A 24,075-nucleotide genomic window follows, 5' to 3' on the forward strand; every position below is an offset into this window, starting at 1 on the left:
CGCCCACAACCAATCCGCCGCCCATGATGCAGATAGCGCTTTTCCAGCCCGACATCCCCCAGAACACCGGCACGATTCTCAGGCTCTGCGCCTGCCTGGGACTGGCCGCCCACATCATCGAGCCCGCGGGGTTCCCGGTCTCCGACCGCGCGTTCCGCCGGGCGGGAATGGACTACCTCGGCCATGTCAGCATCGTCAGGCACGACTCCTGGCAGACATTCGAGGACTGGCGCGCCTTGCACGGCTACCGCCTGCTATTGTTCACCACCAAGGGCGCCACCGACTATCGCGATTTCCGTTACCAGACGTCGGACATCCTGCTATTCGGACGCGAGAGCGCCGGCGTCACCGACGCGGTGGTCGAGGCCGCGGATGCGCGGCTGGTGATTCCGATCAAGGCGGGGCTGCGGTCGCTCAATGTCGCCATGACCGCGGCGATGGCCGCCGGCGAGGCGCTGCGGCAGATCCGGGCCCTGCAAGTCTGACAGGTTGAGGAGAGACGATTGAGTTACGCGGTCAAGGAAATCTTCCTGACCCTGCAAGGCGAAGGCGCCCATGCCGGGCGCGCGTCCGTGTTCTGCCGTTTTGCCGGCTGCAACCTCTGGAGCGGGCGCGAGGCGGACCGCATGGATGCGACCTGCAAGTTCTGCGACACGGATTTCGTCGGCACCGACGGCACGCTCGGCGGCCGCTACGGCTCGGCCGTGGAACTCGCCGACACCATCGCCGCGCAATGGACGGCATCCAATGCCAACCGCTACGCGGTGCTGACCGGCGGCGAGCCGCTGCTCCAGGTCGACGCCGCGCTGATCGACGCGCTCCATGCGCGCGGCTTCGAAATCGGCGTCGAGACCAACGGCACGATCGAAGCGCCGGGGGGGCTCGACTGGATCTGCGTCAGCCCCAAGGGAGGCAGCGAACTGGTGCTGCGCCAGGGCCACGAGCTGAAGCTGGTCTATCCGCAGGCCCTCGCCGCGCCTGAAGCCTTCGAGGGCCTCGCCTTCGAGCGCTTCTCGCTGCAGCCGATGGACGGACCCGAGGTTATCCAGAACACCGCGCGCGCGATCGACTATTGCCTGCGCCATCCGCAATGGCGGCTCAGCGTGCAGACGCATAAGACGCTCGGCATCAGATAGGGACAGATTTTGTAGGGTGGGCAAAGCGTAGCGTGCCCACCCTTCGAGATGACGGCAAAAGACGTGGGCACGGCGCAAGAGCGCCACTCCGCTGAGGACGCGACCGGGAATGCACATGGACAATTCGACGATCGAAGACCGCAAGGCCCGTGCCCGCGCCTGGTTCGAAGCCTTGCGCGACGACATCTGCACGAGCTTCGAGCGGCTCGAGGACGACGCCCCGCAAAGCCTCTATCCGGGCGAAGCCGGCCGCTTCAAGCGCACGCCTTGGCAGCGCACCGACCATACCGGCGCGGCCGGAGGTGGCGGCGTGATGTCGATGATGCATGGCCGGCTGTTCGAGAAGGTCGGCGTGCACTGCTCGACCGTGCATGGCGAGTTCGCGCCGGAATTCCGGGCTCAGATCCCCGGCGCCGCGGAGGATCCAAAATTCTGGGCCTCCGGCATCTCGCTGATCGCACATATGCGCAATCCGAACGTGCCCGCGGTGCACATGAACACCCGCTTCGTCGTCACCACCAAGGCCTGGTTCGGCGGCGGCGCCGACCTCACGCCCGTGCTGGATCGCCGGCGAACGCAAGAGGACGCCGACACGATCGCCTTCCACGCCGCGATGAAGCAAGCCTGTGTGCAGCCGAGCGGCGTCGCCGATTACGACAAGTACAAGAAATGGTGCGACGAGTATTTCTACCTGCCGCACCGCAAGGAGGCGCGCGGCATCGGCGGCATTTTCTACGACTGGCACGACAGCGGCGACTGGGACGCCGACCTCGCCTTCACGCAGGACGTCGGCCGCGCCTTCCTGAACATCTATCCCGAGATCGTCAGGTGCAATTTCGCGAGCGCCTGGACCGCTGCGGACCGCGAGGAGCAATTGATCCGGCGGGGCCGCTATGTCGAGTTCAACCTGCTCTATGATCGCGGCACCATCTTCGGGCTCAAGACCGGCGGCAATGTGGACTCGATTCTGTCGTCGATGCCGCCCGAGGTGAAATGGCCGTGACGTCGATGAAGCCCGCCAAGCCGCTCCCCCGCGCCATGCTGATCGACATGGACGACACTATACTGTCGGCCTATGGCCGGCCCGAGATCGCCTGGAATACGATCGCAAACGAATTTGCCGAGGAGATTGCGCCGCTGCCGCCAGCGCTGGTCGCAACCGCCGTGCTCGCCTTCGCGCGAAACTTCTGGGCCAATGCCGAAGCCGCATGGCGGATGAAGCTCGCCGAGGCGCGGCACCTGACGGTCAAGGGCGGTTTTGCCGCGCTCGCGGCCGCCGGCCATCGCGCCCTCTCCGATGATCTCGCCGTTCGCCTCGCCGACCGCTTCACCGCCTATCGCGAGGAGGAGATGTTCGTCTTCCCCGGCGCGCATGAAGCGATCGACGAATTGAAGGCGCTCGGCATCAAGCTCGCGCTGGTGACCAACGGTGCCGCCGACACCCAGCGCGCCAAGGTCGAACGCTTCGAGCTGGCGCACCGTTTCCACCACATCCAGATCGAAGGCGAGCACGGCTTCGGCAAGCCCGAGGAGCGCGCCTATCTGCACGCGATGGAGGCACTCGGCGTCACCGCCGAGGACACCTGGATGATCGGCGACAATCTGGAATGGGAAGTCGTGACGCCGCAGCGCCTCGGCATCTATTCGATCTGGATCGACGTGCATGGCGACGGCCTGCCCGAAGGCTCGACCGTCAAGCCCGACCGCATCATCCGCTCGCTGACCGAACTGGTGCCGGGCCGGCCCTGACCAGGGCCGCCAAACAAAAAAACTGAAAAACAACCCCATGCACAGTAGCCGGCCGCTGCAAAATCAAGGGCTTGCGGATTTTTCGAAATCCATTTGACGCATCGGGCAAAACAGGAGCAAAATGCCATCGTCGAAATTTGCGATGGGACAGCTTCCGTGTCACCTGCACCCGCCCGCTCGGCGCGCCGTGATGCATTTGGGATGAGGCGCCTGCTGCTGACCAGCAGCTAGTCCATGACCGACTGGCGACTGCGGGCTTCGCGGCCTGATAGCGTCGATCGCGATCTCTTCTGATTTGAACAGACTTCCCCTCCGCTCCGCCAAGCCGTCGGCGGAATTTCCCGTCGTGGCTGGCCTGCGTGATCGGCCTGTCATGACCGCTTGCTAGGTTCCCTCCCGAGTCGATCACTCGAAAGGAACAATCCATGGAATTGAAAGCCGGCGATGTGGTGATGCTGAAATCCGGCGGTCAGCCGCTGACGGTTGCGGAGGTGAAGGAGAGCGACGTGCTCTGCCTCTGGATGGGCATGGAAGGCGACCTGTTCCGCGAAACGCTGCCGCTGGCCGCGCTCGTGCAGGTGGAAGAGGAAGAGGATGAAGACGAGGAAGAAGACGACGAGGAGGAAGAGTAGGCACGCCTACGACCGAGCCGGAATGACCCGGCTCCCTGATGTCCGCTTCTCTGCCAACAATGGCGCAGCGGACATCGCTCGATGTTGTGGAAGGTCAACAGTCCCACTCAGATGAAAATGTCCGTCAACGGAGGGCCGGCCTGAGCGCGATTTTGATGCGAGGTCAGTTCTTCAAGCCGATACTTGAACAATACCACCAAGTATCGTTGCCTCGCCAACCCGACTTCGTCGCGTCCGTATGGCAGTCGCCATAGGTCCGGTAGTTGTATACGCTTTTGCAAGCCGCAAAAGCTGATCAGACTGCGTTCAGCCAAGACCGGACCCCACCCCCGCTCCTTTGTACTTTTTGACGCATTGACGGCTCGACCATGTCGGCACGAGCTGGTCTCGACCGTCCTTGGATGGACACTTCTCGGAAGTGCCGTGGATGGACCCTGCAAACGTCAGGTGATGTCGTCACCTCGAGCTGTCGAAATCGAACTGGAGCAATGCCCATGAGGATCAGCGTCGAAACCAGCGTAGCGGCCCCTATCGATCAGGTCTGGCGGGCCTATACGACGCCGGCCGACATCGTGACGTGGAATACCGCGTCCGACGACTGGCATACGACCAAGGCGACGGTCGAGCTACGAGAAGGCGGTGCCTTCTCATCCCGGATGGAGGCCAAGGACGGCAGCATGGGCTTTGACTTCGCCGGCACCTACACGAAGATCGTCGAACACGAGCGGATCGAATACGCATTCGGCGATCGAAAAGCCGAGATCGAGTTCGTGCCCGGCCCGAAGGGGGTTGTCGTCCGCGTTGTCTTCGATAGCGAGCCGACGCACTCGGTCGAGCAGCAGCAAGGCGGTTGGCAGGCGATCCTCGACAACTTCGCACGATATGTCGAGGCGAAGCAGAAAAAGTCGTGAGGGCGTGTGGAGCCCACTGCTCTACTTCTTCAGGATGCCAGGGTTGGTGTTTCCAAGTTGCCGGACCGCGGCGTCAGCGGCTGGAGTGTTGTACGTCGGTCGAGAGCCACCGCTATCCTGATCAGGAGCCGCCGCGCCGAGTTTCTCACCCGTGGTGCGGTGGCTTTTGGCATTGGACGTGTTGGGGCCTGGCGAACCGCCTGTTCCGTTGAGCGTGGTCCCATTCGAAAGCGTCGAACCTCCTGTGCCTCCTGTGCCTCCTGTGCCGCTTGTCCCGGTTGCACCGCCAGCGGATGACGAGCCACCCGAACCGCCTCCTGAACTTTGCGCAATTGCAAACGAGATGCTGCCTAGCAGGATGGCCGCCGTGATCACAAAGAGCTTCATCCTTCCCCTCCATTTATCACCGGCAAGTTTTCGAGAGCCGACGAACGTCTCGCCTTGAAGGCTCGCAACCTAGTGCCGGCGCACGAACCAGGCGCCAAGAAGAAATGCGACAAGGAGCGAGCGCAGAGGCGCCTTCACAGTTGTCTCGCGCAACTGGTCGGCCCATTTCATCGCGAAGTCCGACGAAGACGGCCGACGGCCCGCTGTTTCCGGCGGCGAGGCCGACGGTCGGCCGGACGATTGCTTGACGGCACTGAGCTCGTTCGTCAGCCCGGACGCTTCCGTCATTGCCGAGGCTTCCTTCATATCCATGCGCGTCCTCCCATGTCGTTGACGAAGCAACCTGCTCCGATCTCCGTGGTTCCTCTTCGCAACACCTTGCGCGGTGAAAGGCTCCGCCTGGAACAAAGCCCCCTTCGCCTTGATTGCACTTCCAATAATGGACGGCCTACCGGTTCCTCCAACCTCCGACACGGCGGGGAACGCAACCTTGTAGGGCCATTCGGCATTTACATCGCATGCAGCGCATAGCGATCATCGCATTCATGTTTGCCCTGGCCATCATGCTTGCACGCTGGGTCGGTGACAGCGACGTGCATACCGCGAGTCACGGCGAGCCCGACAAAACGGCAACCGTCGGGCGGGCGCATTGACCACGTACGAACGAAGGGCGAGCGACCTGTTCTTCGATTGCGGTTACGGTGACAGTGCTGGACTGCCCCCCTGAAGTGACATGATAATTTTGGTGACAGCGGAGTTGTCACGATGCGCTATCGCGCGGGTTGCCCTTTACCAAAGAGCTTCCGGTCTATCCCCATAGGCGGACACAAGTCTCCAACGGGGCAAGAGCGGAGATCCAAATTCTACTCAATCACCTCATCTGCGAGTGCCAGAAGCGCCGGAGGCACCGCGATGCCGAGCGACCTTGCCGTTTTCTGATTGATTACGAAAAGGAATTTGCTGGCCTGCAGGATAGGCAGGTCGCCGGGCTTGGTGCCTTTGAAAATCTTTCCTGCATACGACCCAGCGTTTCGCCATCCTTCCATCGGATCGGTGGAGTATGAGAGAAGGAGACCGGCCCGCCCCCATTCGGGGTAAGGGCCAAAGGTGGGCTTTCGTGATGCCGTTACGAGCTCCATCACCTTTGGCATATGCGCAAACAGAAGCGGCTCGCCCGAGATATAAAATGCGTCAACCTCATCGCTTAGGCCCGCAGCGAAGGCACCCTCCAAATCATCCGGCGTTTTGATATCGTAGGGCAGAACTTGAAAGCCGACTGCTTCGGCAACCTTCTGAAGGGCCTGCTTCTCCTTAAGCAGCAGCACCCCGCCGGCAGGTCCCATCACGCCCAACCGTTTCAAGTTAGGCACGAGTTCGCGGAACAACCCGAGACGCTTTTGGGCCATGGTCTCTTCGCCGCCTACCGCGTTCATCACGTTGCCGGTGATCATTCCGCCCGGATGCACGTAGCTTTGAGCAAGTCCCATGGCGATCGGATCTGCCGCAACGCCGGTGAATACAACCGGAAGGTCCGGGTAGAGTTTGCGGGTCGCGCTAATCCCCATCGTGCCAATAACCAGGACACGCGGCTTGAGCGAGCCCAACTCCTGTACAAGGCTATCGATACGGCTGTAGTCGCCTTCGAGAAAACGCTTCACAAGAGAATAGTGCGTTCCCTCAATGAGCCCTTCATCTGCGAGACCTTTGTGCAGCACAGTCACTCTCTGTCTCACAAGATCGGTGTCCTCCTTAAGATGCACGAGAAGCCCGATCGTAGGCAGAGTTGCCTTGGTCTGACCGTGGGCCAATCGCGCGGAAGCGGCCATGACCGTGGCGACAATGCCGAGGAAATGCCTGCGCCGCATCGATCCTCCTGGTGGGGGGCGGGGTGCTGAAAGCTTCGGCCGGAATAGGAGGAAGCTTGCCACGGATGGATTGAGTTCCGCAATGGGTCCAACAGCTGCCGCGGACAGTTGAGCCGGGCGACCTCCGATTTGGCGTTCCGCAGCCGACGCTCAAAAGAACGAGCCTCGATCGCGGGCAAGTTGCGAACGCCAATTGGCCCAAATCATCTACGCTACGAACTGCCTCGCCACCGCCGAGATCATCACGAGCCCGCCGGTGATGACGGCTACGTCCAGGATCGCGGTGTGGATGTGCACCGGCATCCGTTCGACGAAGGCTTTTGCCAGGAACGCACCGGGGATCGCAATCGCGCCGATCAGCAGCGCGAAGGCGAGCACCTGCGCGGTGACGGCGCCGGCGAGCCCGAACACGGAGATCTTGATGAGGCCGGTGCCGAGCGAGATCATCGCGTCGGTGGCGATCACGGCGGCGCCTTCGAGCCCTGCCGCCATCAGGAGCGAGAGCAGGATCACGCCCGAACCGGAGGTGCCGCCGACCAGCACGCCGTAGCCGACCGAGCCGGCAGCAAGGCCGGTGTCGCCGATCCGCACGCTTCGACGACGGAGCACGCGGCGCAGCGGCACGCTCAGGATCAGCATGGCGCCGATCACGAGCGCCGCGCCCGCATTGGTCAGACGCGTATAGCCGTAAGCGCCGAGCGCCGTCGTTAGGCCCGCGCAGGCCAGCACGATCAGCGCGCGGCGGCGATCGGCATAACGGATATAGGCAAGCGCGCGGCTGGAATTGGTGAAGATGGCGGAGATCGCGATGATCGGCACCACGGGCTCGGCGCCGACGAGGGGCACAAGCACCAGCGGCATCAAGGCGCCGGTGCCATAACCGGCGAGACCACCGATGATCGAAGCAAACAACGCCATCAACGCGACCAGCAGGAGCTGAAAAATCGAGATGTCGGCGAGGGCTGAGACGATGGTCACGTTCTCTCGTCGCGGCTGATGCGGGCCGCAGCTTGATCGGCGATGGAAGCGAGCGCGGCTTCATCTAGGGGAAAATCCGCCGCAAGCCAAGCGTCCTCGGCGAGCGTCAACACATGTCCGAGCGCAGGTCCCTCGGCCAGGCCGCGCGCGATGAAATCCGCGGCCTTCAACGGAAATTTCGGCGCAGTCCAGCGCTGCGGCAGCTCGGCGAGCGCGCGCCAGTGCATTGAGGTGACATCGCCGCCGGCCCGCGCCCATCCCAGCAACACACGATCGTGATAGCGCTCGGCCCCGAGCCGGTAGAGCAGCCGCCGTGCATTGGCTTCGTCCTTGGCGGCCAAGCGCCACCAGCGGTGGCCCATCGAATCCAGCGCCTTGGTCTCGGCGTTGGACAGCCGCAAGCGCGCGGCGACGCGCTTGGCATCTTCGGTCACCGCGACGGTCAGCGCGGCGAGGCGCCGCGTGCTGCTCGCGGTGAGGCCGAGCTCGCGCTCGATCGCAATCATCGTCGCCAGCGGCCCGGTATAGACGACGCCGCCGGTCAGCGCTTGCAGCAATCCGCCCTCGGCCATGGCCAGCGCGGCCGCGGATGCGCCTGATGTCACCAGCAGCTTCAGCATCTCCATCCGCACCCGCTCGGCCGAGAGGCTGGCGAGGCCCGCACGTCCCCGGATGCAGGCGAGATAGCCGTCGCGGTCGGGCTCGCCGGCGCCGAAGGCGGCGTGGATGCGGAAGAAGCGCAGGATGCGCAGATAATCCTCGGCGATGCGCTGGTCGGGATCGCCGATGAAGCGCACGCGGCGCGCTTTCGCATCCGCGATGCCGCCGACATGGTCGTAGACGACGCCGGCCGCATCGACCGACAGGCCGTTCATGGTGAAGTCCCGCCGCTCGGCATCCTTCACCCAGTCGCGGCCGAACGCGACCTTGGCCTTGCGCCCGAAGGTCTCGGTGTCCTCACGCAGCGTCGTGACTTCATAGGGGTGGCTGTCGATCACCAGCGTGGTGGTGCCGTGATCGATGCCGGTCGGCACGCTCTTGATGCCGGCAGCCTTGGCGCGCCTTATCACCTCCTCCGGCCGCGCCGTGGTCGCGATGTCGATGTCGCCGGGCTCAAGACCGAGCAGCGCGTTGCGCACGGCGCCGCCGACCACCCGCGCCTCCTCGCCCTCAGCGTTGAGCAATTGCAGGACGCGCGCGGTCCCGCCAGAGATCAGCCAGGGCGCATCGGCAAGAATTGGCGCAAGTAGCGGCTCCGCGCTCATCGTGCTGCCCCTATTTTTCCACGCCCGGCACCAGCCTGCCGTTCTCGATATGGGCGGGAACGTAGGTCGAATCCGGTGACGCGCCGGAGAAGTGTGCAAGTCCGATCAGGCCCGCGATGACCAGCACGATCGCCGCCAGTGCGAGACGCGCGACGATCGCCACGGGCCAGGACGATCGCGCGAACAGGCCGGACCGCGTGGCGGCCAGGAACAGCGCATAGACGGCAAAGGGAATGAGGAAGATTCCGATCTCGGTCAGAACCGGCCGGATCATAACGAATAGATCCGCTCATACAGCACACGCAGCATTCCGGCCGTCGCACCCCAGATATAGCGTTCCGCGAACGGCATCGCGTAGTAGGAGCGCTCCATGCCGCGGAATTCCTTGCTGTGCACCTGATGATTCACTGGATTCATCAGGAAGGATAGCGGCACCTCGAACGCGTCATCAACCTCGGAATGGTTGATGGTGAGCTGAAAGCCCGGTCGCACTTTGGCGACGGTCGGCAAGATGCGGAAGCCGAACCCCGTGCCGTAGAGATCGAGATAGCCGAGCGGCTCGACGAAGTCCCTGGACAGCCCGACTTCCTCCTCGGCCTCGCGCAGCGCCGCGTCCAGCGGCGAGGAGTCGGTCGCGTCGATCTTGCCGCCGGGAAAGGCGATCTGGCCGGCATGGTCGTTCAGATGCGCCGAGCGCTGCGTCAAGAGGATGGTCGGCTCGGGATGGTCGACCACCGCGATCAGGACCGCGGCGGGGCGCACCGGCTGCTCGCGCGCGATGATCTCCAGCATCTTGTCGGTGCCGGGATCGCCCGAGGCGGGGATGATGTTGGGATCGTAGAGGCCGGCCGGGACGTCGAAATCGAGCTTGGCCCGGGAGCGCGCGAAGAAATCCGCCGCGCCCATCACGGCCCGATCGTTCTTGGGAATAGCCTTGTTCAAAGCGCGGCCCTCACCTGCTCCGCATCGGCCATGGCGAAGAATTCGCCTGATGATTCGACGCCGAACATCGGCTGGCCATCGACCATCCGCTCCTCACCCATGTCAACCAGATCGTAGTAGAGCGCGCGCGTGACCTTGGCCCAGAGCTCGGCGCGGACATGCAAGTACGGCGTCAGCCCGCCGTCCCTGGCCTGCTCGAAGCGGAGCCGGTGCGCGGCGTCGCAGGCGACCCAGTCGTCGACATTGGTGCGGAAGCGCAGCACGCGATGGTTGTCCTCGCCGTCTTTCTGCATTTCGACTGCCATGAACGGCGCATCATCGACGCGAATGCCGACCTTCTCCACCGGCGTGACCAGGAAATGCTTGTCGCCCTCGCGCTTCAAGATGGTCGAAAACAGCCGGACCAGAGCGGGGCGCCCGATTGGCGTCCCCATGTAGAACCAAGTACCGTCGGAGGCGATTCGGATGTCGAGATCGCCGCAAAATGGCGGATTCCACAGATGCACCGGAGGCAGGCCCTTTTTGGCGCCTTCGGGATTGGCAGCGCTTTTTGCGGCGGCAGTCAGCCCTTCGAGACTGCGATCGGCGCTCTGCCCTTGGTTCGCCATGGTTTGCCCTGACTTTGTCCTTGGCACGATTGGTGCAGGTCTACGTTGTAGGTTGGTGCTCGGTTCCACCCCGGATCAGTGCGGTGGGGAGGTCGCCACTTCGTGATGCCGTACATAACCCGAAGCCGATAAGGTGGGGATAGGTTAATTCAACGAATACATGGCCTTCCTGCAAGTCTAGCATAGGGCCCATGATCTAGCGTGATGGCCTGCCGTGACGTGCTGACGTGACGACGCAGGCAAGCCGCATGGCGGGCTGAAGGAGCGAACGGATGGCGGAGAGTGTCGAGAAACTCGAGGACGGGATCGTCCGTTCGGCCGAGCAGGTGTCGGGCCAGATTCGCGCAGCGAAAGAGGCGATCGCATCCGTCATCTTCGGCCAGGATCGCGTGATCGAGAACACGCTGGTCACCATCCTCTCCGGCGGCCATGCGCTGCTGATCGGTGTGCCGGGTCTTGCCAAGACCAAGCTGGTCGAGACGCTCGGCGTCACGCTCGGTCTCGATGCCAAGCGCATCCAGTTCACGCCCGATTTGATGCCGTCGGACATTCTCGGCGCCGAAGTGCTCGATGAGAGCACCGCCGGCAAGCGCGCCTTCCGCTTCATTTCAGGTCCGGTGTTCGCGCAGCTGCTGATGGCGGACGAGATCAACCGCGCCAGCCCGCGGACGCAGTCGGCGCTGCTGCAGGCGATGCAGGAGCAGCACATCACCGTCGCCGGCGCGCGCCACGATCTGCCAAAGCCCTTCCACGTGCTCGCGACGCAGAACCCGCTGGAGCAGGAAGGCACCTATCCGCTGCCCGAAGCGCAGCTCGACCGCTTCCTGATGGAGATCGACGTCGACTATCCCGATCGCGACGCCGAGCGCCGCATCCTGTTCGAGACCACCGGCGCCGAGGAAACGCTGGCGAGGGGGGCGATGACCGCGGATGCGCTGATCACCGCGCAGCGGCTGATCCGGCGCCTGCCGGTCGGCGATTCCGTGGTGGAGGCGATCCTGTCGCTGGTGCGCTCGGCCCGTCCCGGTCCGGACGCCGGCGAAGCCGGCAAGTTCATCGCCTGGGGCCCCGGCCCGCGCGCCAGCCAATCGCTGATGCTGGCCGTGCGCGCGCGTGCGCTGATCGACGGACGCCTCGCGCCCTCGGTCGACGACGTGCTCGACCTCGCCGAGCCGGTGCTGAAGCACCGCATGGCGCTGACGTTCCAGGCGCGCGCAGAAGGCCGCACGATTCCGGACGTGATCCGGCAATTGAAGACACGGATCGGTTGATGGCAGCGGAGAACGGGCACGCAGCAAAGGAGATCATTGCGATCCGACGTGCCGATGGCGAAAGCCGCACGCTCGCAGCTTCCTTGCCGCGCCTGGTGCTCGAGGCCCGCCGTATCGCCGCCAACGTCATCCACGGTCTGCATGGTCGGCGCCGCGCCGGCTCCGGCGAGAATTTCTGGCAATATCGCCGCTTCGTCTCCGGCGAGCCGGCGCAGAACGTCGACTGGCGGCGCTCGGCGCGCGACGACCATCTCTATGTCCGCGAGCTCGAATGGGAAGCCTCGCACACGGTCTGGATCTGGCCCGACCGCTCGCCCTCGATGGCATTCGCCTCGAAGAGTGCGCGCGAGTCCAAGCTCGAACGGACTCTGATCGTCGCCTTCGCGCTGGCCGAGCTGCTGGTCTCCGGCGGCGAACGCGTCGGCATTCCCGGGCTGATGGCGCCGACGGCGAGCCGCAGCGTCATCGACAAGATGGCGCAGGCGATGCTGCATGACGATGCCGATCGTCTCAGCCTGCCGCCGTCCTTCGTGCCTGCGGCGCTCGCCGAGACGATCGTGCTGTCGGATTTCTGGTCGCCGATATCAGAGATCAGGGCCACGCTCGCAGGGCTCTCCGGCTCCGGCGCGCACGGCACGCTGGTGCAGATCGTCGATCCCGCCGAAGAATCGTTCCCCTATTCCGGCCGCGTCGAGTTCGTCGAGCCCGAAGGGTTCGGCGTGATCACCGCCGGCCGCGCCGAGAGCTGGGCACAGGATTACACCGCGCGGCTCGCGCTGCACCGCGACCAGATCCGCGCCGAGACGGGCAAGCTCGACTGGCTGTTCACGACGCACGCCACCGATCGCTCCGCCGCCGAGCTGCTGCTGTTCCTGCATGCCGGCATGCAGGTGAGCAAGTCGGGCGCCCGCACCACGACGATCAAGGTGGGGCCGGCCGCATGATGGGACTGCCGCTCGCCTTCACCCAACCGCTGCTCCTGATCGGGCTTATCAGCCTTCCGGTGCTGTGGTGGCTGCTGCGCGTGATGCCGCCGCGGCCGCGCCGCATCGAGTTTCCGCCGACGCGCCTGTTGTTCGACATTGCGCCAAGGGAAGAGACGCCCTCGCGGACGCCATGGTGGCTGACCGCATTGCGCCTCCTGGCTGCAGCGCTCGTCATTTTCGCGGCCGCCGGCCCGATCTGGAATCCGCAAACGGGCCTCGCCGGCAGCAAGGCGCCGCTGATGATCATGTTCGACGACGGCTGGAGCGCGGCCTCGCACTGGGACGTCAGGATCAGGGCCGCCGACGAGCTGATCGCCAACGCCGATAACGACCGCCGCGCCATCGCACTGGTGCCGCTGTCCGAGCCGAACCGCGACATCACGCTGATGCCGGCGGGCGCGGCGCGCGTCGCGCTGCGCCAGCTCGCGCCAAAACCCTATTCGATCGACCGCGTCGAGACGCTGGCTGCAATCGACCGCTTCCTGAAAGCCACCGGCGATTGCGAGATCGCATGGCTGTCGGACAGCGTCGACACCGGCCGTGGCGAGGACTTCGTGCAGGGCCTCGGCAAGACCATGGGCGAGCGCAGCCTGACCGTGTTCGAAGGCGGCACCTCCTCGCCGCTGGCGCTGGTTGCGGCCGAGAACGCGGCCGCCCGGATGACGGTGAAGGTGCTGCGCACCGACAGCGGCATCGCTGTCGGCACCGTGCGCGCGCTGGACCAGAAGGCCTCGCCGATCGGAGAAGCCCGTTATACGTTCGGCCCGCAGGACAAGGAGACCGACGCTTCCTTCGATCTGCCGGTCGAGCTGCGCAACGACATCACCCGGCTCGAGATCTCGGGCGAGCGCTCCGCCGGCGCGGTGCAGCTGCTCGACAAGCGCTGGCGCCGCCGCGCCATCGGCATCGTCTCGGGCGCGACCAGCGAGACCGCGCAGCCGCTGCTGGCGCCGACCTTCTACCTCACCCGCGCGCTGGCGCCGTTCGCCGACGTCAGGCTCGCCGACAAGGGCTCGCCGCAGCAGGGCATCACGCAATTTCTCGACCAGAAGCTGCCGATGATCATCCTCGCCGATGTCGGCACCATCGCCCCTGAGCTGCGCGAGCGCGTCAATGCCTGGATCGACCAGGGCGGCGTGCTGGTGCGGTTCGCAGGTCCCCGGCTGGCGCAGGCCGAAGACGATCTCGTGCCGGTCAAGCTGCGTAAGGGCGGCCGCACGCTCGGCGGCAGCCTGACCTGGGAGAAGCCGCAGCATCTGGCCTCCTTCGCCGCCGACGGCCCGTTTGCCGGCGTCGCAGTCCCCAGGGACGTCACCGTGAGCCGCCAGGTGCTGGCCGAGCCCGACGCGGTGCTCGCCACCAAGAGCTGGGCCTCGCTGGAAGACGGAACGCCGCTCGTGACCGGCGAGCATCGCGGCAAGGGCCTCGTCAGCCTATTCCACGTCAGCGCCGACATGCGCTGGTCGGATTTGCCGATGTCGGGCACCTTCGTCGAAATGCTGCGGCGGGTGGTCGACATGTCCGGCTACACGTCCAAGCCCGGCGCAGGCGTTGCCAGCGAAGCGACCACTGAAACGGTGGCGCCGCTGCACATGCTCGACGGTTTTGGCGCCTTCGGTCCGCCGCCGGCGACCGCAAAGCCCCTGCCCGCGGACTATCGCGACCGCGCCACTCCCGATCATCCGCCGGGCTTCTATGGTCCGGCCGAAGGACCTCTCGCCGTGAACACGCTTGCCAGCGCCGACCGCATCGCGGCCCTCAATACCGCGAGCCTGCGCGCCCGGCACGCCACCTACACCAATTCCGAGCCGCGGGACTTGCGTGGCTGGCTGCTGTCGACGGCGCTCGCGCTGTTCCTGATCGACGCCATCATCGTCGCGGTGCTCGGCGGCGGGATCGCCGCGCTGCTGCGCCGCCGCGCCGCGCCTGCGATGATCGTCCTTGGCCTGCTGTTCGCATCGCTCTCGCCGGCGCCGTCACGCGCCGACGGCGCCGCGGACGATTTCGCGATGAAGGCGACGTCGCAGACCCGCCTCGCCTATGTCGTCACGGGCAATGCCGACGTCGATTCCATCGTCAAGGCCGGCCTGAACGGGCTGACGCTGTTCCTGGCGCAGCGCACCGCGCTCGAGGCCGGCGATCCCGTCGGGGTCGATCCTGCGCGCGACGAGCTCGCCTTCTTCCCGCTGATCTACTGGCCGATCGTGCCGGGCGCGCCCAAGCCGCCGCGCGATGCCATCAACAAGATCGACGCCTACATGAAGCAGGGCGGCACCGTGCTGTTCGACACGCGCGATGCGATCGAAGCACCGCCCGGCGCAAACGGCGCGGCACAGACCCCGGGCATGCAGACGCTGCGCGAGATCCTGTCCTCGCTCGACGTGCCCGAGCTCGAGCCGGTGCCGCGCGAGCACGTGCTGACCAAGACCTTCTATCTGCTGCGCGACTTCCCCGGCCGCTTCGTCACCGGCCAGACCTGGGTCGAGACCCTGCCGCGCGACGAGGACGAGGACAGCGCGCAGCGGCCGGCGCGCGGCGGCGACGGCGTCTCGCCGATCATCATCACCTCGAACGATCTTGCCGGCGCCTGGGCGGTGCGGCCCGACGGCCAGGCCATGCTGCCCGTGACCGGCGGCGACACCCGCCAGCGCGAATTCGCCTACCGCGCCGGCGCCAACATCGTGATGTACACCCTGACCGGCAACTACAAGGCCGACCAGGTGCACGCACCGGCCCTGATCGAACGGCTGGGGCAATGAGCATGATCCGGAAAAGTGGAAGCCGGTTTTCCGGCGAGATCATGCTCACAACGAATAGAAGATCGACATGAATTACGGCATCGCGTTCACGCCGCTTGTCCCTGCGATCGTCCTCTGGCTCGCCCTCGCTGCGATCGTCGTCGTCGCGCTCGTGCTGCTGCTCGCGCGCGCGCGTGGCGCCGCCGTGCGCGTGGCCGCGCTGGCGCTGTTCCTGCTGGCGCTCTCCAATCCCTCTTTCACCCGCGAGGACCGCGATCCCCTCACCTCGGTTGCCGCCGTCGTCGTCGACAAGAGCCCGAGCCAGAATTTCGGCAACCGCAACCGCGAGGCCGCGCAGGCGCAGGAGGCGCTGGTCGACAGCCTGAAGAAGATCAAGGGTCTCGAAGTCCGCGTCGTCGACGCCGGACAGGCCGACGGTGAGACCGACGGCACAAAGCTGTTCGGCGCCCTCGGCTCGACCTTGTCGGACGTGCCGGTCGACCGCGTCGCCGGCGCGTTCCTGATCACCGACGGCCGCGTCCATGACATTCCTGCGAACGCCGCCGCGCTTGGCTTCCAGGCGCCGGTGCACGCGCTGATCACCGGGCAGAAGGACGAGCGCGATCGCCGCATCGCGATCACGGCTGCGCCCCGCTTCGGCATCGTCGGGCAGACCCAGACTATCAGCTACCGCCTCGACGACCAGGGCGTCACCGGCGAGCGCGCCAAGGTCACGGTCCGCAGGGACGGCGAGGTCATCAACGAGCGCACGCTGTCGAGCGGCCAGGCCGCGAGCGTCGACGTCGACATCAAGCATGCCGGTCCGAACATCGTCGAAATCGAGGCTTCGCCGCTCGAGAAGGAGCTGACGCCGGTGAACAACCGCGCCGTCGTCGCCATCGATGGCGTCCGCGACAAGCTGCGCGTGCTGCTGGTCTCGGGCGAGCCGCATTCGGGCGAGCGCACATGGCGCAATCTGCTCAAGTCCGACGCCAGCGTCGACCTCGTGCACTTCACCATTCTGCGTCCGCCGGAGAAGCAGGACGGCACGCCGATCAACGAATTGTCGCTGATCGCGTTTCCGACCCGCGAATTGTTCCAGCAGAAGATCAACGAATTCCAGCTGATCATCTTCGACCGCTACGCCCGCCAGGGCGTGCTGCCGATCGCCTATTTCGACAACATCGCGCGCTATGTCCGCGCGGGCGGCGCAGTGCTGGTCTCGGCCGGACCCGACTACGCCTCCAACACCAGCATCTGGCGCACGCCGCTGGATACGGTGCTGCCGGCCGAACCCGTCGGCGTGACGGAAAAGCCGTTCTATGCGCATCTGTCCGACGTCGGCAAACGCCACCCCGTCACGCGCGCCCTGGAGGGCTCCGCCAGCGAGCCGCCACGCTGGAGCCGCTTCTTCAGGACGGTCGACACCCGCAATTCCGTCAACCCGCCGGTGATGACGGGGGCCGACGGCAAGCCGCTTCTGTTCCTGTCGCGCTTCGGCGAGGGCCGGGTTGCGCTCTTGCTGTCCGATCACATCTGGCTGTGGGCGCGCGGTTATGAGGGCGGTGGCCCGCATCTCGATCTGCTCAGGCGGATGTCACACTGGCTGATGAAGCAGCCGGACCTCGATGAAGAGGCGCTGCGTCTGCAGGTGCAGGGCAAGGACCTCGTCGTGGTGCGTCAGACCATGGCCGACAGCGTTCAGCCGGTGAGCGTGACCTCGCCGTCGGGCGTGTCGCGCGATTTGACGCTCGCGGCTGCCGATCCCGGCGAGTGGCGCGCCAGCCTTCCGGCGAGCGAGCTCGGCCTGTGGCAGGCGACCGACGGCACGCTGAAGGCGCTGATCAATGTCGGCCCGACCAATCCGAAGGAGTTTTCGGAAGTCACCTCCACCACCGACACGTTGAAGCCGCTGACGCAAGCGACCGGCGGCGACGCCGTCCGCGTGGCCAATGGCTCAAGCGTCGAGCTGCCGCGCATCCTGCCGGTGCGCTCGGTGGGCATGTTCCATGGCGACGGCTGGATGGGCGTGCGGATGCGCGATGCCAGCGTGGTGAAAGGTGTCGGCGTGCTGCCGATCTTCGCCGGCGTGATCGGCCTGCTGCTACTGCTCGGCGCCTTCGCGGCGACGTGGGTGCGCGAAGGGCGCTAAGGCGTGATAAATCGAGTTTAGCCGCGACGCTCTCTCCGTTCCCTCCCCCCTTGTGGGGGAGGGTCAGGGAGGGGGGGTGCCACACGGGGGTTCTTTCCGTCGCGCGTCCTTCCTCGGTGCGTCATCAACAACCGAGACCTTTTCCCGGGCAACCCCTCTCCCTAACCCTCCCCCACAAGGGGGGAGGGACGCACCTCCGTTGGCGCGCTCGGCGAGGCTCATCCTACAGACGCTAGTTGCCCGAACGACACATCACGCGGCCACCCTTGCGGGATCGCCTGACTGCCGTTGACATCCGCCAACCGATCGAGCGATGTTACATTATAACATCGCAGCCGCCGCGGATTGGCGTCTCGCGATGTGGGGTGGCTTTTCCAGATGAAGTGGTTCCGGTCGAATATAAGGCACGGCGCCCGGCTCGCGTTGTTCGCGATGCTGGTGCAGTTCGCTTTGACGTTCGGCCACAGCCATTGGTTCGCCCAGGCCGCACCGCTTGCCCAAGCCACGCTGCAACAGGCCGACGGCGCCAAGGAGAGCGCCAAGGGCGTTGTTGCGGTCGACCGCACAGCGGTTCAGAAGCAATCGCCCTCAAGCCCCGACCGCGAGCACCCCGACGAGGACAATTGCGCAATCTGCGCCGTCGTCGCAATGGCGGGCACCGTCGTATTCGCGGCACCGCCCGTATTGTTGCTGCCGCAGGCGATCGAGCTGCTCCTCCGCACCACCGATGCCGAATTCATTCATCTGAAATCGGCCGGCACGGCATTCCAGCCGCGCGCCCCTCCTGCCTCCTGACTTCCAACTCTTGATCACGCCCGGGCTCGCTGCAAATCGGCGAATGCCTGGGAGAAGTTGAAGTCGAATTCCGTCGCGCCGCGACGGCAGGCCGCCTCCCGTCAACAAACAACATGCGGACGGCCTGGCTGGAATCAGGATCATGTCATTTCAATTGCGACGCGCGCAGCGTCTTGGCGGAGCAAGCCTGCTCCTGCTCGGCGCTGCCGCCACGCCCGCTTTCGCCCAAACGCCTGCGCAAGACAAATCGTCGACCGAGATCCCCGCCGTCACCGTGACGGCGCCGAGCCCGATCGTGCGCAGAGCGGCGGTGCCGTCCCGCAACGCTGGCCGCGGCACGCGGACCGCGCGGGTGCGCAACCGCGAGCAAACGGCGGAAGCAACGCCAGCAGCCCAAGCACCCGCCGCGCCCCAGCAGGGCGTGCTGCCAATCGTGACCAATCAGTTCGCGACGGTCACGGTGGTGCCGAACGACGAGATCCGCCGCGAAGGCGGCGGCCAGCTCGGCGATCTCCTGTTCTCCAAGCCCGGCATCACCGGCTCGAGCTTCGCGCCCGGCGCCTCCAGCCGGCCGATCATCCGTGGTCTCGACGTCAACCGCGTCGGCATCGTCGAAAATGGCACCAATTCGAGCGGCGCGTCCGATCTCGGCGAGGATCATTTCGTTCCGATCGATCCGCTCGCCACCAACCAGATCGAAGTGGTGCGCGGGCCGGCAGCACTCCGCTACGGCTCGACCTCGATCGGCGGCGTCGTCAGCGCCACCAACAACCGGATTCCGGAAGCGGTGCCTTCCTGCGCTCCATCGTTCCAGACCTACGGCCTGCCGACCAAGGCTCCGCTCGCGAGCGCCGCGACCTCACCCTGCGTCACCGCCGAGACCCGCACCGCGTTCTCTTCGGTCGATCGCGGCGTCGAAAGCGGCGTGCTGCTCGACACCGGCGGCGGCAATTTTGCGTTCCATGCCGACGCCTATGGCCGCACGACCTCGGACTATTCCATTCCGAGCTATCCGTATCTGAACGATCAGTCGCGCCCCGTGAACGGCCGCCAGCCGAACTCGGCGACGCGTTCGGACGGTGCCTCGATCGGCGGCTCCTACTTCTTCCAGGGCGGCTATATCGGCGCGTCGATCACGCAGAACGACTCGCTCTACCACATCCCCGGCATCGACGGCGCCGACCACCACACACGGATCGACGGCCACCAGACCAAGATCAACGTCAAGGGCGAGTACCATCCTGATGCGGCCGCGATCGACGCCGTCCGCTTCTGGGCCGGCGCGACCGACTACCGCCACAACGAGATCGGCCTTGCCGATCCCGCCGACCTCAACAGCGACGGCATACGCCAGACCTTCACCAACAAGGAGCAGGAAATCCGCACCGAGGTGCAGCTGATGCCGTTCAACGCGCGCTTCGCCGAGGTGACGACGGCGCTGGGCTTCCAGGTCGGCCATCAGGAATTGAGCGCACCGAGCCCGGACAATCCCGGTACGTTGTTCAACGGCCTGTGGGACCCCAACAACAGCACGCGCGTTGCCGGCTACGCCTTCAACGAGTTCAAGTTCACGGCGGCGACGCGGGCGCAGGTCGCCGGCCGCATCGAGCACGTCGAGCTGCACGGCACGACGCCGGACTTCCCGGCCGATTATCTGCCCGACGGCACGCCGCAAGCGGCGATCGCGCGCAATCCGTCGTTCACGCCGAAGAGCGGCAGCATCGGCCTGCTGCAGGACCTGCCGGGCGGCATGGTCGGCAGCATCACCGCGCAATATGTCGAACGCGCACCGAAGGCCGCCGAGCTGTTTTCGCGTGGTGGACATGATGCGACGGCGACGTTCGACATCGGCAATCCGAACCTCACCATCGAGACCGCGAAGTCGGTCGAACTCGGCGTGCGCAGGGCGACGGGACCGTTCCGCTTCGAGGCGACGGTCTACTACACGCATTTCGACAATTTCATCTATCGCCGTCTCACCGGCGTGTCCTGCGACGATGACTTTGCATCCTGCGGCACGCCGGGCGCCGAGCTGAACCAGGCCGTCTACTCGCAGCGCAATGCCAACTTCCGCGGTGGCGAATTCCAGTCGCAGCTCGACGTCGGCGCTTTCCAGGGCGGCATCTGGGGCATCGACAACCAGTTCGACTTCGTCCGCGCCACGTTCAGCGACGGCACCAACGTGCCGCGGATTCCGCCCATGCGGATGGGCGGCGGCGTGTTCTGGCGCGACGACAACTGGCTGATGCGCGTCAACCTGCTGCATGCCTTCGCGCAGAACAACGTCGCCGTGATCGCAGAGACGCCGACGGCGGGCTACAATCTGCTGAAGGCCGAAATCAGCTACAAGACCAAGCTCGACCGCAACTGGTTCGGCGCGCGCGAGCTGATGGCCGGCATCGTCGGCAACAATCTCCTCAACGAGAACATCCGCAACTCAGTGTCCTACACCAAGGACGAGGTGCTGATGCCCGGCATCGGCGTGCGGGCGTTTGCGAACTTCAAGTTTTGATCCTTGAGTTAGTCGGGGCCCACGGGCCCCGACGCACACCGCCGCCACACCGTCATTGCGAGCGCAGCGAAGCAATCCAGAATCTTTCAGCGGAGGCAGCCTGGATTGCTTCGCTGCGCTCGCAATGACGGAGTATGAGGAGCCGCTGCCGTCCTTCTAACGCGCAGGACAGTAGGCCCGGATGGAGTGCAGCGTAATCCGGGGTTCTCGCGTTGCGGGCAGACCTTCCCGGATTACGCTGCGCTCCATCCGGGCTACGAACTACCCTGCCCGCGCCTTGCTCCAGTCGGGGCCGACCGGGCCGGACACGCCGTCGAAGGCGCCGTCGACGAGTTCGAACACCAGGATGCGGGCAGCGTCGACAGGGCCCGGCATGGTGACGCGGCCCTTCGGGACCGGCTTGAAGCCGACACGGCTGTAATAGGGCTCGTCGCCGACCAGCAGCACGAGACGGTGGCCTTTCGCCTTTGCGTCCTTGAGCGCGCGCTCCATCAACAGACGGCCGACACCGCGGCCGCGGAACGGCGGCTCGACCGTGAGCGGCCCCAGCAGCAGCGCAGGCGTTTCGCCGACCAGCACCGGCAATTGCCTGACGGAGCCGACCAGCAGTGTGCCGATGCGGGCGGTGAAGGACAATTCGAGCAGATGGTCGACGTGCTCGCGAATCCGGTAGGCGCTGAGCACGAAGCGGCCGGGACCGAAGGTACGTTCATGCAGCCGCTCGATCGACTGGGCGTCGCCGGCGGCCTCGGGAAGGATGGTCAATGAGAGATCGGTCATGTCAATTCGCGGGATAGCACCTGAACGCAGCGCGGTCCATCGGGCAGCGAAGGCGTTCAGCTCCTTTTCATCGGAGGTCGGGACAGGTAGGCCAGCATCTTCATTTCCCGCCGCCCTCGCGTCACCGTGTCGAGCACGAGCCCCGACGACACCGAGAGCAGGGGCGAAGCTGTCCGAGAGGACCGGGAAGGACTTGACGAAGCGGCGTGAGAACACGCGGTAGCCGGACAGGATGTCCTTGAACGTGTGACCGAAGGTCGACGCCAGGAAGCCCGTCAGCATACGGTTGCCAGTGCGGTGGCCGAGCCGGTAGGCGGCCCTGATCGACGCGAAGACCGACCACCATGTCGAGATGATCATCGAGCAGCCTGTCGATCATGCGCGGCGCGCTCGCCGCATCGTAGGTGGCATCACCATCGACCAGCACATAGATGTCGGCCTCGACGTCGGCGAACATGCGACGCACGACGTGGCCCTTGCCCTGCCGCCGCTCGCTGCGCACGATCGCGCCCGCTTCGCGCGCGACCGCCGCGGTATGTCGCGCGAATTGTTGTCGTAGACGTAGATCTCGGCCGAGGGCAGCGCCTTGCGGAATCGGCAATGACGGTCGCGACCACCGCTTCCTCATTGTAGCAGGGCACCAGCAGCGCGATGCGAAGTTGCGTTGAGGTCATCGCGACGGCACTCCGAGGCTTGCCGGCTCGCGCCCGAGCGGCGCGGCCTGCGGCGGCAGCATGCGCGCCTCGGTCCAGCGCGACATCGTGGCGACGTTGCTGGCGAGGATCGCGAGGCAGATCAGACCGAAGGCGATTTGGCGATCTTCATCCGGCGTCCGTGGCGGCCTTTTCGGGCTGCTTGCTCGCACAGGCCGCCGTCAGCGCCACGTCGCAATCATTGGCCGGCCGTCCAGCACTTCCGCGATCCGAAGCCGCGTGCCAGGCGTAGTGCCCTCGGGCAACGCCGTGATCGGAAAGAACTGGCATTCGACGATCTCGCGGTTGGGCTCGGGCGGGCGCTCCTGCCTGAACTGCCTGACCACATAGACCGCGACGTGGTCGCGGCGGGAGACGTGGCTGTTGAGGAAGATGCCGTGCAGGCTTACTGCTCCGGTGAGGTCGATATCGCCCTCCTCCTTGAGCTCGCGCCGCATCGCCTGCTCCATGGTCTCGCCATGGTCGACGCCGCCGCCGGGCAGGTGCCAGCCGCTGACGTAGCTGTGCCGGACCAGGAACACCCGGTTCTCGGCATCCAGCACCACGGCGCGGACGCCGAGCGTCATGCCGCGGACGACGAGGAAATAGGCGTGGAAGATTCGCCGCAGCAACGGCTCGAATTTCCTGCGAACGCTGTTCAGACGATCTTCCATCACGCTCCCATGAGGCCGCTTCCGGCCCCGCTTGCACGTTGCCTGCGACCTTGCCATTACAGTGGAGCAATAGCGAGGCAATCGCGCGCCATGACTCCCAACACGCTGGCCCCCTTCACGCTCGCCCATCTGTCCGATCCGCATCTGCCGCCCTTGCCGAAGCCGCGGCTGATCGAGCTCGCCGGCAAGCGCGTGCTCGGCTATGTCAACTGGACGCGCAACCGCCACAAGTACCAGCGCCGCGAAGTGCTCGACGCGCTGGTCGCCGACATGAAGATGCAGGCGCCCGACCACATCGCGGTGACGGGCGATCTCGTCAACCTGGCGCTGGAAGCCGAGTTCGCTCCTGCCCGCGCCTGGCTCGACGGCGTTGGCCCGCCCGACCGCGTCACCGCGATTCCCGGCAATCACGACGCCTATGTCCGCGCCACCTCGCATCGCTTCGGCGAGACGTTTGGCCCCTATCTTGCGGGCGACGACGGCAGCATCGGTTTTCCGTCCGTGCGCCGGCGCGGGCCGCTTGCCTTGATCAGCCTGTCGACGGCGGTGCCAACCCTGCCGCTGATGGCGACGGGCACGCTCGGACGCAATCAGCTCGCCTCGCTCGCAGCAGTGCTCGAACGGCTCGCGACTGAAGACGTGTTTCGCGTGCTGCTGGTGCACCATCCGCTGAAGTCCGGCGCGCGGCAGAAGCGGATGACAGATTCGGCCGCGCTGCTGGCGCTACTCAAGCGCCATGGCGTCGAGCTGATCCTGCACGGGCACGACCACATTCATTCGACGATGTGGTTCGAGGGGCCGAACGGCAACATTCCCGCGCTCGGCGTGCCCTCGGCCTCCGCGCTCGCGCACGGGCACTACCCGGCGGCGGCGTATAATCTGTTCACGGTCGAGAAGGACAATGCCGGCTGGCGCTGTGAGCAGACGGTGCGGAGCCTGGGAGCAGGGTTTCAGATCGGGCAGATCAAGCATGTGAGGTTGATTTAGACCTGCTGTCATTCC

Annotated in this window: 23 protein-coding genes and 1 pseudogene; 13 read left to right on the forward strand and 11 right to left on the reverse strand. The window is 65.6% G+C overall.

Annotated features, from left to right (window positions below; genetic code table 11):
• The first annotated feature begins 26 nt into the window (after positions 1-26).
• The 6 genes from IVB26_RS30475 (at position 27) to IVB26_RS30500 (ending at position 4,428) form a co-directional block, all read left to right on the forward strand.
• Positions 27-485 carry a tRNA (cytidine(34)-2'-O)-methyltransferase gene (locus tag IVB26_RS30475; protein ID WP_246921841.1) on the forward strand — a complete coding sequence of 153 codons (459 nt, stop codon included), beginning with the start codon at positions 27-29 and terminating at the stop codon, positions 483-485.
• A gap of 18 nt (positions 486-503) precedes the next feature.
• Complete coding sequence (gene queE, locus IVB26_RS30480) at positions 504-1,136, forward strand: 7-carboxy-7-deazaguanine synthase (protein ID WP_247968750.1); 633 nt, start codon at positions 504-506, stop codon at positions 1,134-1,136.
• 115 nt (positions 1,137-1,251) lie between these two features.
• Positions 1,252-2,139: an oxygen-dependent coproporphyrinogen oxidase gene (gene hemF, locus IVB26_RS30485; RefSeq protein ID WP_247968751.1), complete on the forward strand. Its 888-nt coding sequence runs from the start codon at positions 1,252-1,254 to the stop codon at positions 2,137-2,139.
• On the forward strand, positions 2,130-2,885 hold the full coding sequence (locus tag IVB26_RS30490; protein WP_247968752.1) for an HAD family hydrolase: 756 nt from the start codon (positions 2,130-2,132) through the stop codon (positions 2,883-2,885). The genes hemF and IVB26_RS30490 overlap by 10 nt, the downstream gene beginning before the upstream one ends.
• A 425-nt stretch (positions 2,886-3,310) precedes the next feature.
• A complete protein-coding gene (locus IVB26_RS30495; protein ID WP_247968753.1) occupies positions 3,311-3,517 on the forward strand; it encodes a YodC family protein in 207 nt (68 codons plus the stop codon).
• Positions 3,518-4,011: 494 nt separating this feature from the next.
• Positions 4,012-4,428: an SRPBCC family protein gene (locus IVB26_RS30500; protein WP_247968754.1), complete on the forward strand. Its 417-nt coding sequence runs from the start codon at positions 4,012-4,014 to the stop codon at positions 4,426-4,428.
• A 456-nt stretch (positions 4,429-4,884) separates the two neighbouring features.
• On the opposite strand, the gene IVB26_RS30505 is transcribed toward IVB26_RS30500, so the two are convergent.
• The 7 genes from IVB26_RS30505 to IVB26_RS30535 all read right to left on the reverse strand — a co-directional run bounded on the left by IVB26_RS30505 (position 4,885) and on the right by IVB26_RS30535 (position 10,473).
• A complete protein-coding gene (locus IVB26_RS30505; protein WP_247968755.1) occupies positions 4,885-5,127 on the reverse strand; it encodes a hypothetical protein in 243 nt (80 codons plus the stop codon).
• A gap of 551 nt (positions 5,128-5,678) precedes the next feature.
• Positions 5,679-6,680, reverse strand: a complete 1,002-nt coding sequence (locus IVB26_RS30510) for an ABC transporter substrate-binding protein (RefSeq protein WP_247968756.1) — start codon at positions 6,678-6,680, stop codon at positions 5,679-5,681.
• A gap of 207 nt (positions 6,681-6,887) precedes the next feature.
• Entirely contained in the window at positions 6,888-7,658 is a 771-nt protein-coding gene (locus IVB26_RS30515; RefSeq protein WP_247968757.1) for a sulfite exporter TauE/SafE family protein, read from the reverse strand.
• Complete coding sequence (locus IVB26_RS30520; RefSeq protein ID WP_247968758.1) at positions 7,655-8,923, reverse strand: CCA tRNA nucleotidyltransferase; 1,269 nt, start codon at positions 8,921-8,923, stop codon at positions 7,655-7,657. Before IVB26_RS30520 ends, IVB26_RS30515 begins: the two co-directional genes overlap by 4 nt.
• A 10-nt stretch (positions 8,924-8,933) precedes the next feature.
• Entirely contained in the window at positions 8,934-9,197 is a 264-nt protein-coding gene (locus IVB26_RS30525; RefSeq protein WP_247968759.1) for a DUF6111 family protein, read from the reverse strand.
• Positions 9,194-9,829: a CoA pyrophosphatase gene (locus tag IVB26_RS30530; RefSeq protein WP_458309378.1), complete on the reverse strand. Its 636-nt coding sequence runs from the start codon at positions 9,827-9,829 to the stop codon at positions 9,194-9,196. Before IVB26_RS30530 ends, IVB26_RS30525 begins: the two co-directional genes overlap by 4 nt.
• Positions 9,830-9,861: 32 nt before the next feature.
• Positions 9,862-10,473 (reverse strand): DUF1285 domain-containing protein, encoded by a 612-nt coding sequence (locus tag IVB26_RS30535; protein WP_247968761.1) that lies wholly within the window; start codon positions 10,471-10,473, stop codon positions 9,862-9,864.
• A gap of 272 nt (positions 10,474-10,745) precedes the next feature.
• Here IVB26_RS30535 and IVB26_RS30540 point away from each other — a divergent pair, with 272 nt between their 5' ends.
• From IVB26_RS30540 to IVB26_RS30565, 6 genes are all read left to right on the forward strand, one after another.
• Entirely contained in the window at positions 10,746-11,744 is a 999-nt protein-coding gene (locus IVB26_RS30540; protein ID WP_247319681.1) for an AAA family ATPase, read from the forward strand.
• Complete coding sequence (locus IVB26_RS30545; protein WP_247968762.1) at positions 11,744-12,688, forward strand: DUF58 domain-containing protein; 945 nt, start codon at positions 11,744-11,746, stop codon at positions 12,686-12,688. The genes IVB26_RS30540 and IVB26_RS30545 overlap by 1 nt, the downstream gene beginning before the upstream one ends.
• The gene (locus IVB26_RS30550; protein WP_247968763.1) at positions 12,685-15,489 is read left to right on the forward strand and encodes a DUF4159 domain-containing protein; all 2,805 of its coding nucleotides are present in this window, start codon (positions 12,685-12,687) and stop codon (positions 15,487-15,489) included. Before IVB26_RS30545 ends, IVB26_RS30550 begins: the two co-directional genes overlap by 4 nt.
• A 67-nt stretch (positions 15,490-15,556) precedes the next feature.
• Positions 15,557-17,620 carry a hypothetical protein gene (locus tag IVB26_RS30555; protein ID WP_247968764.1) on the forward strand — a complete coding sequence of 688 codons (2,064 nt, stop codon included), beginning with the start codon at positions 15,557-15,559 and terminating at the stop codon, positions 17,618-17,620.
• Between the two features lie 378 nt (positions 17,621-17,998).
• On the forward strand, positions 17,999-18,415 hold the full coding sequence (locus IVB26_RS30560; RefSeq protein WP_247968765.1) for a DUF2946 domain-containing protein: 417 nt from the start codon (positions 17,999-18,001) through the stop codon (positions 18,413-18,415).
• Positions 18,416-18,557: 142 nt separating this feature from the next.
• Entirely contained in the window at positions 18,558-20,927 is a 2,370-nt protein-coding gene (locus IVB26_RS30565) for a TonB-dependent receptor (RefSeq protein ID WP_247968766.1), read from the forward strand.
• A gap of 261 nt (positions 20,928-21,188) precedes the next feature.
• Here IVB26_RS30565 and IVB26_RS30570 read toward each other — a convergent pair whose 3' ends face one another.
• The 4 genes and pseudogenes from IVB26_RS30570 to IVB26_RS30585 all read right to left on the reverse strand — a co-directional run bounded on the left by IVB26_RS30570 (position 21,189) and on the right by IVB26_RS30585 (position 23,073).
• A complete protein-coding gene (locus IVB26_RS30570; protein WP_247968767.1) occupies positions 21,189-21,707 on the reverse strand; it encodes a GNAT family N-acetyltransferase in 519 nt (172 codons plus the stop codon).
• Positions 21,708-21,872: 165 nt separating this feature from the next.
• A pseudogene (locus IVB26_RS30575) lies at positions 21,873-22,381 on the reverse strand (glycosyltransferase family 2 protein); the annotation flags it as partial.
• Positions 22,378-22,572 (reverse strand): hypothetical protein, encoded by a 195-nt coding sequence (locus IVB26_RS30580; protein ID WP_247968768.1) that lies wholly within the window; start codon positions 22,570-22,572, stop codon positions 22,378-22,380. The pseudogene IVB26_RS30575 and the gene IVB26_RS30580, both read right to left, overlap by 4 nt.
• 9 nt (positions 22,573-22,581) lie before the next feature.
• Positions 22,582-23,073, reverse strand: coding sequence for an NUDIX domain-containing protein (locus IVB26_RS30585; protein ID WP_247968769.1), 492 nt, complete (start codon positions 23,071-23,073; stop codon positions 22,582-22,584).
• Positions 23,074-23,178: 105 nt separating this feature from the next.
• Here IVB26_RS30585 and IVB26_RS30590 point away from each other — a divergent pair, with 105 nt between their 5' ends.
• Positions 23,179-24,060, forward strand: a complete 882-nt coding sequence (locus tag IVB26_RS30590; RefSeq protein WP_247973309.1) for a metallophosphoesterase family protein — start codon at positions 23,179-23,181, stop codon at positions 24,058-24,060.
• Positions 24,061-24,075: the final 15 nt, after the last annotated feature.

The sequence above is a fragment of the Bradyrhizobium sp. 195 genome (assembly GCF_023101665.1).
GTDB lineage: Bacteria > Pseudomonadota > Alphaproteobacteria > Rhizobiales > Xanthobacteraceae > Bradyrhizobium.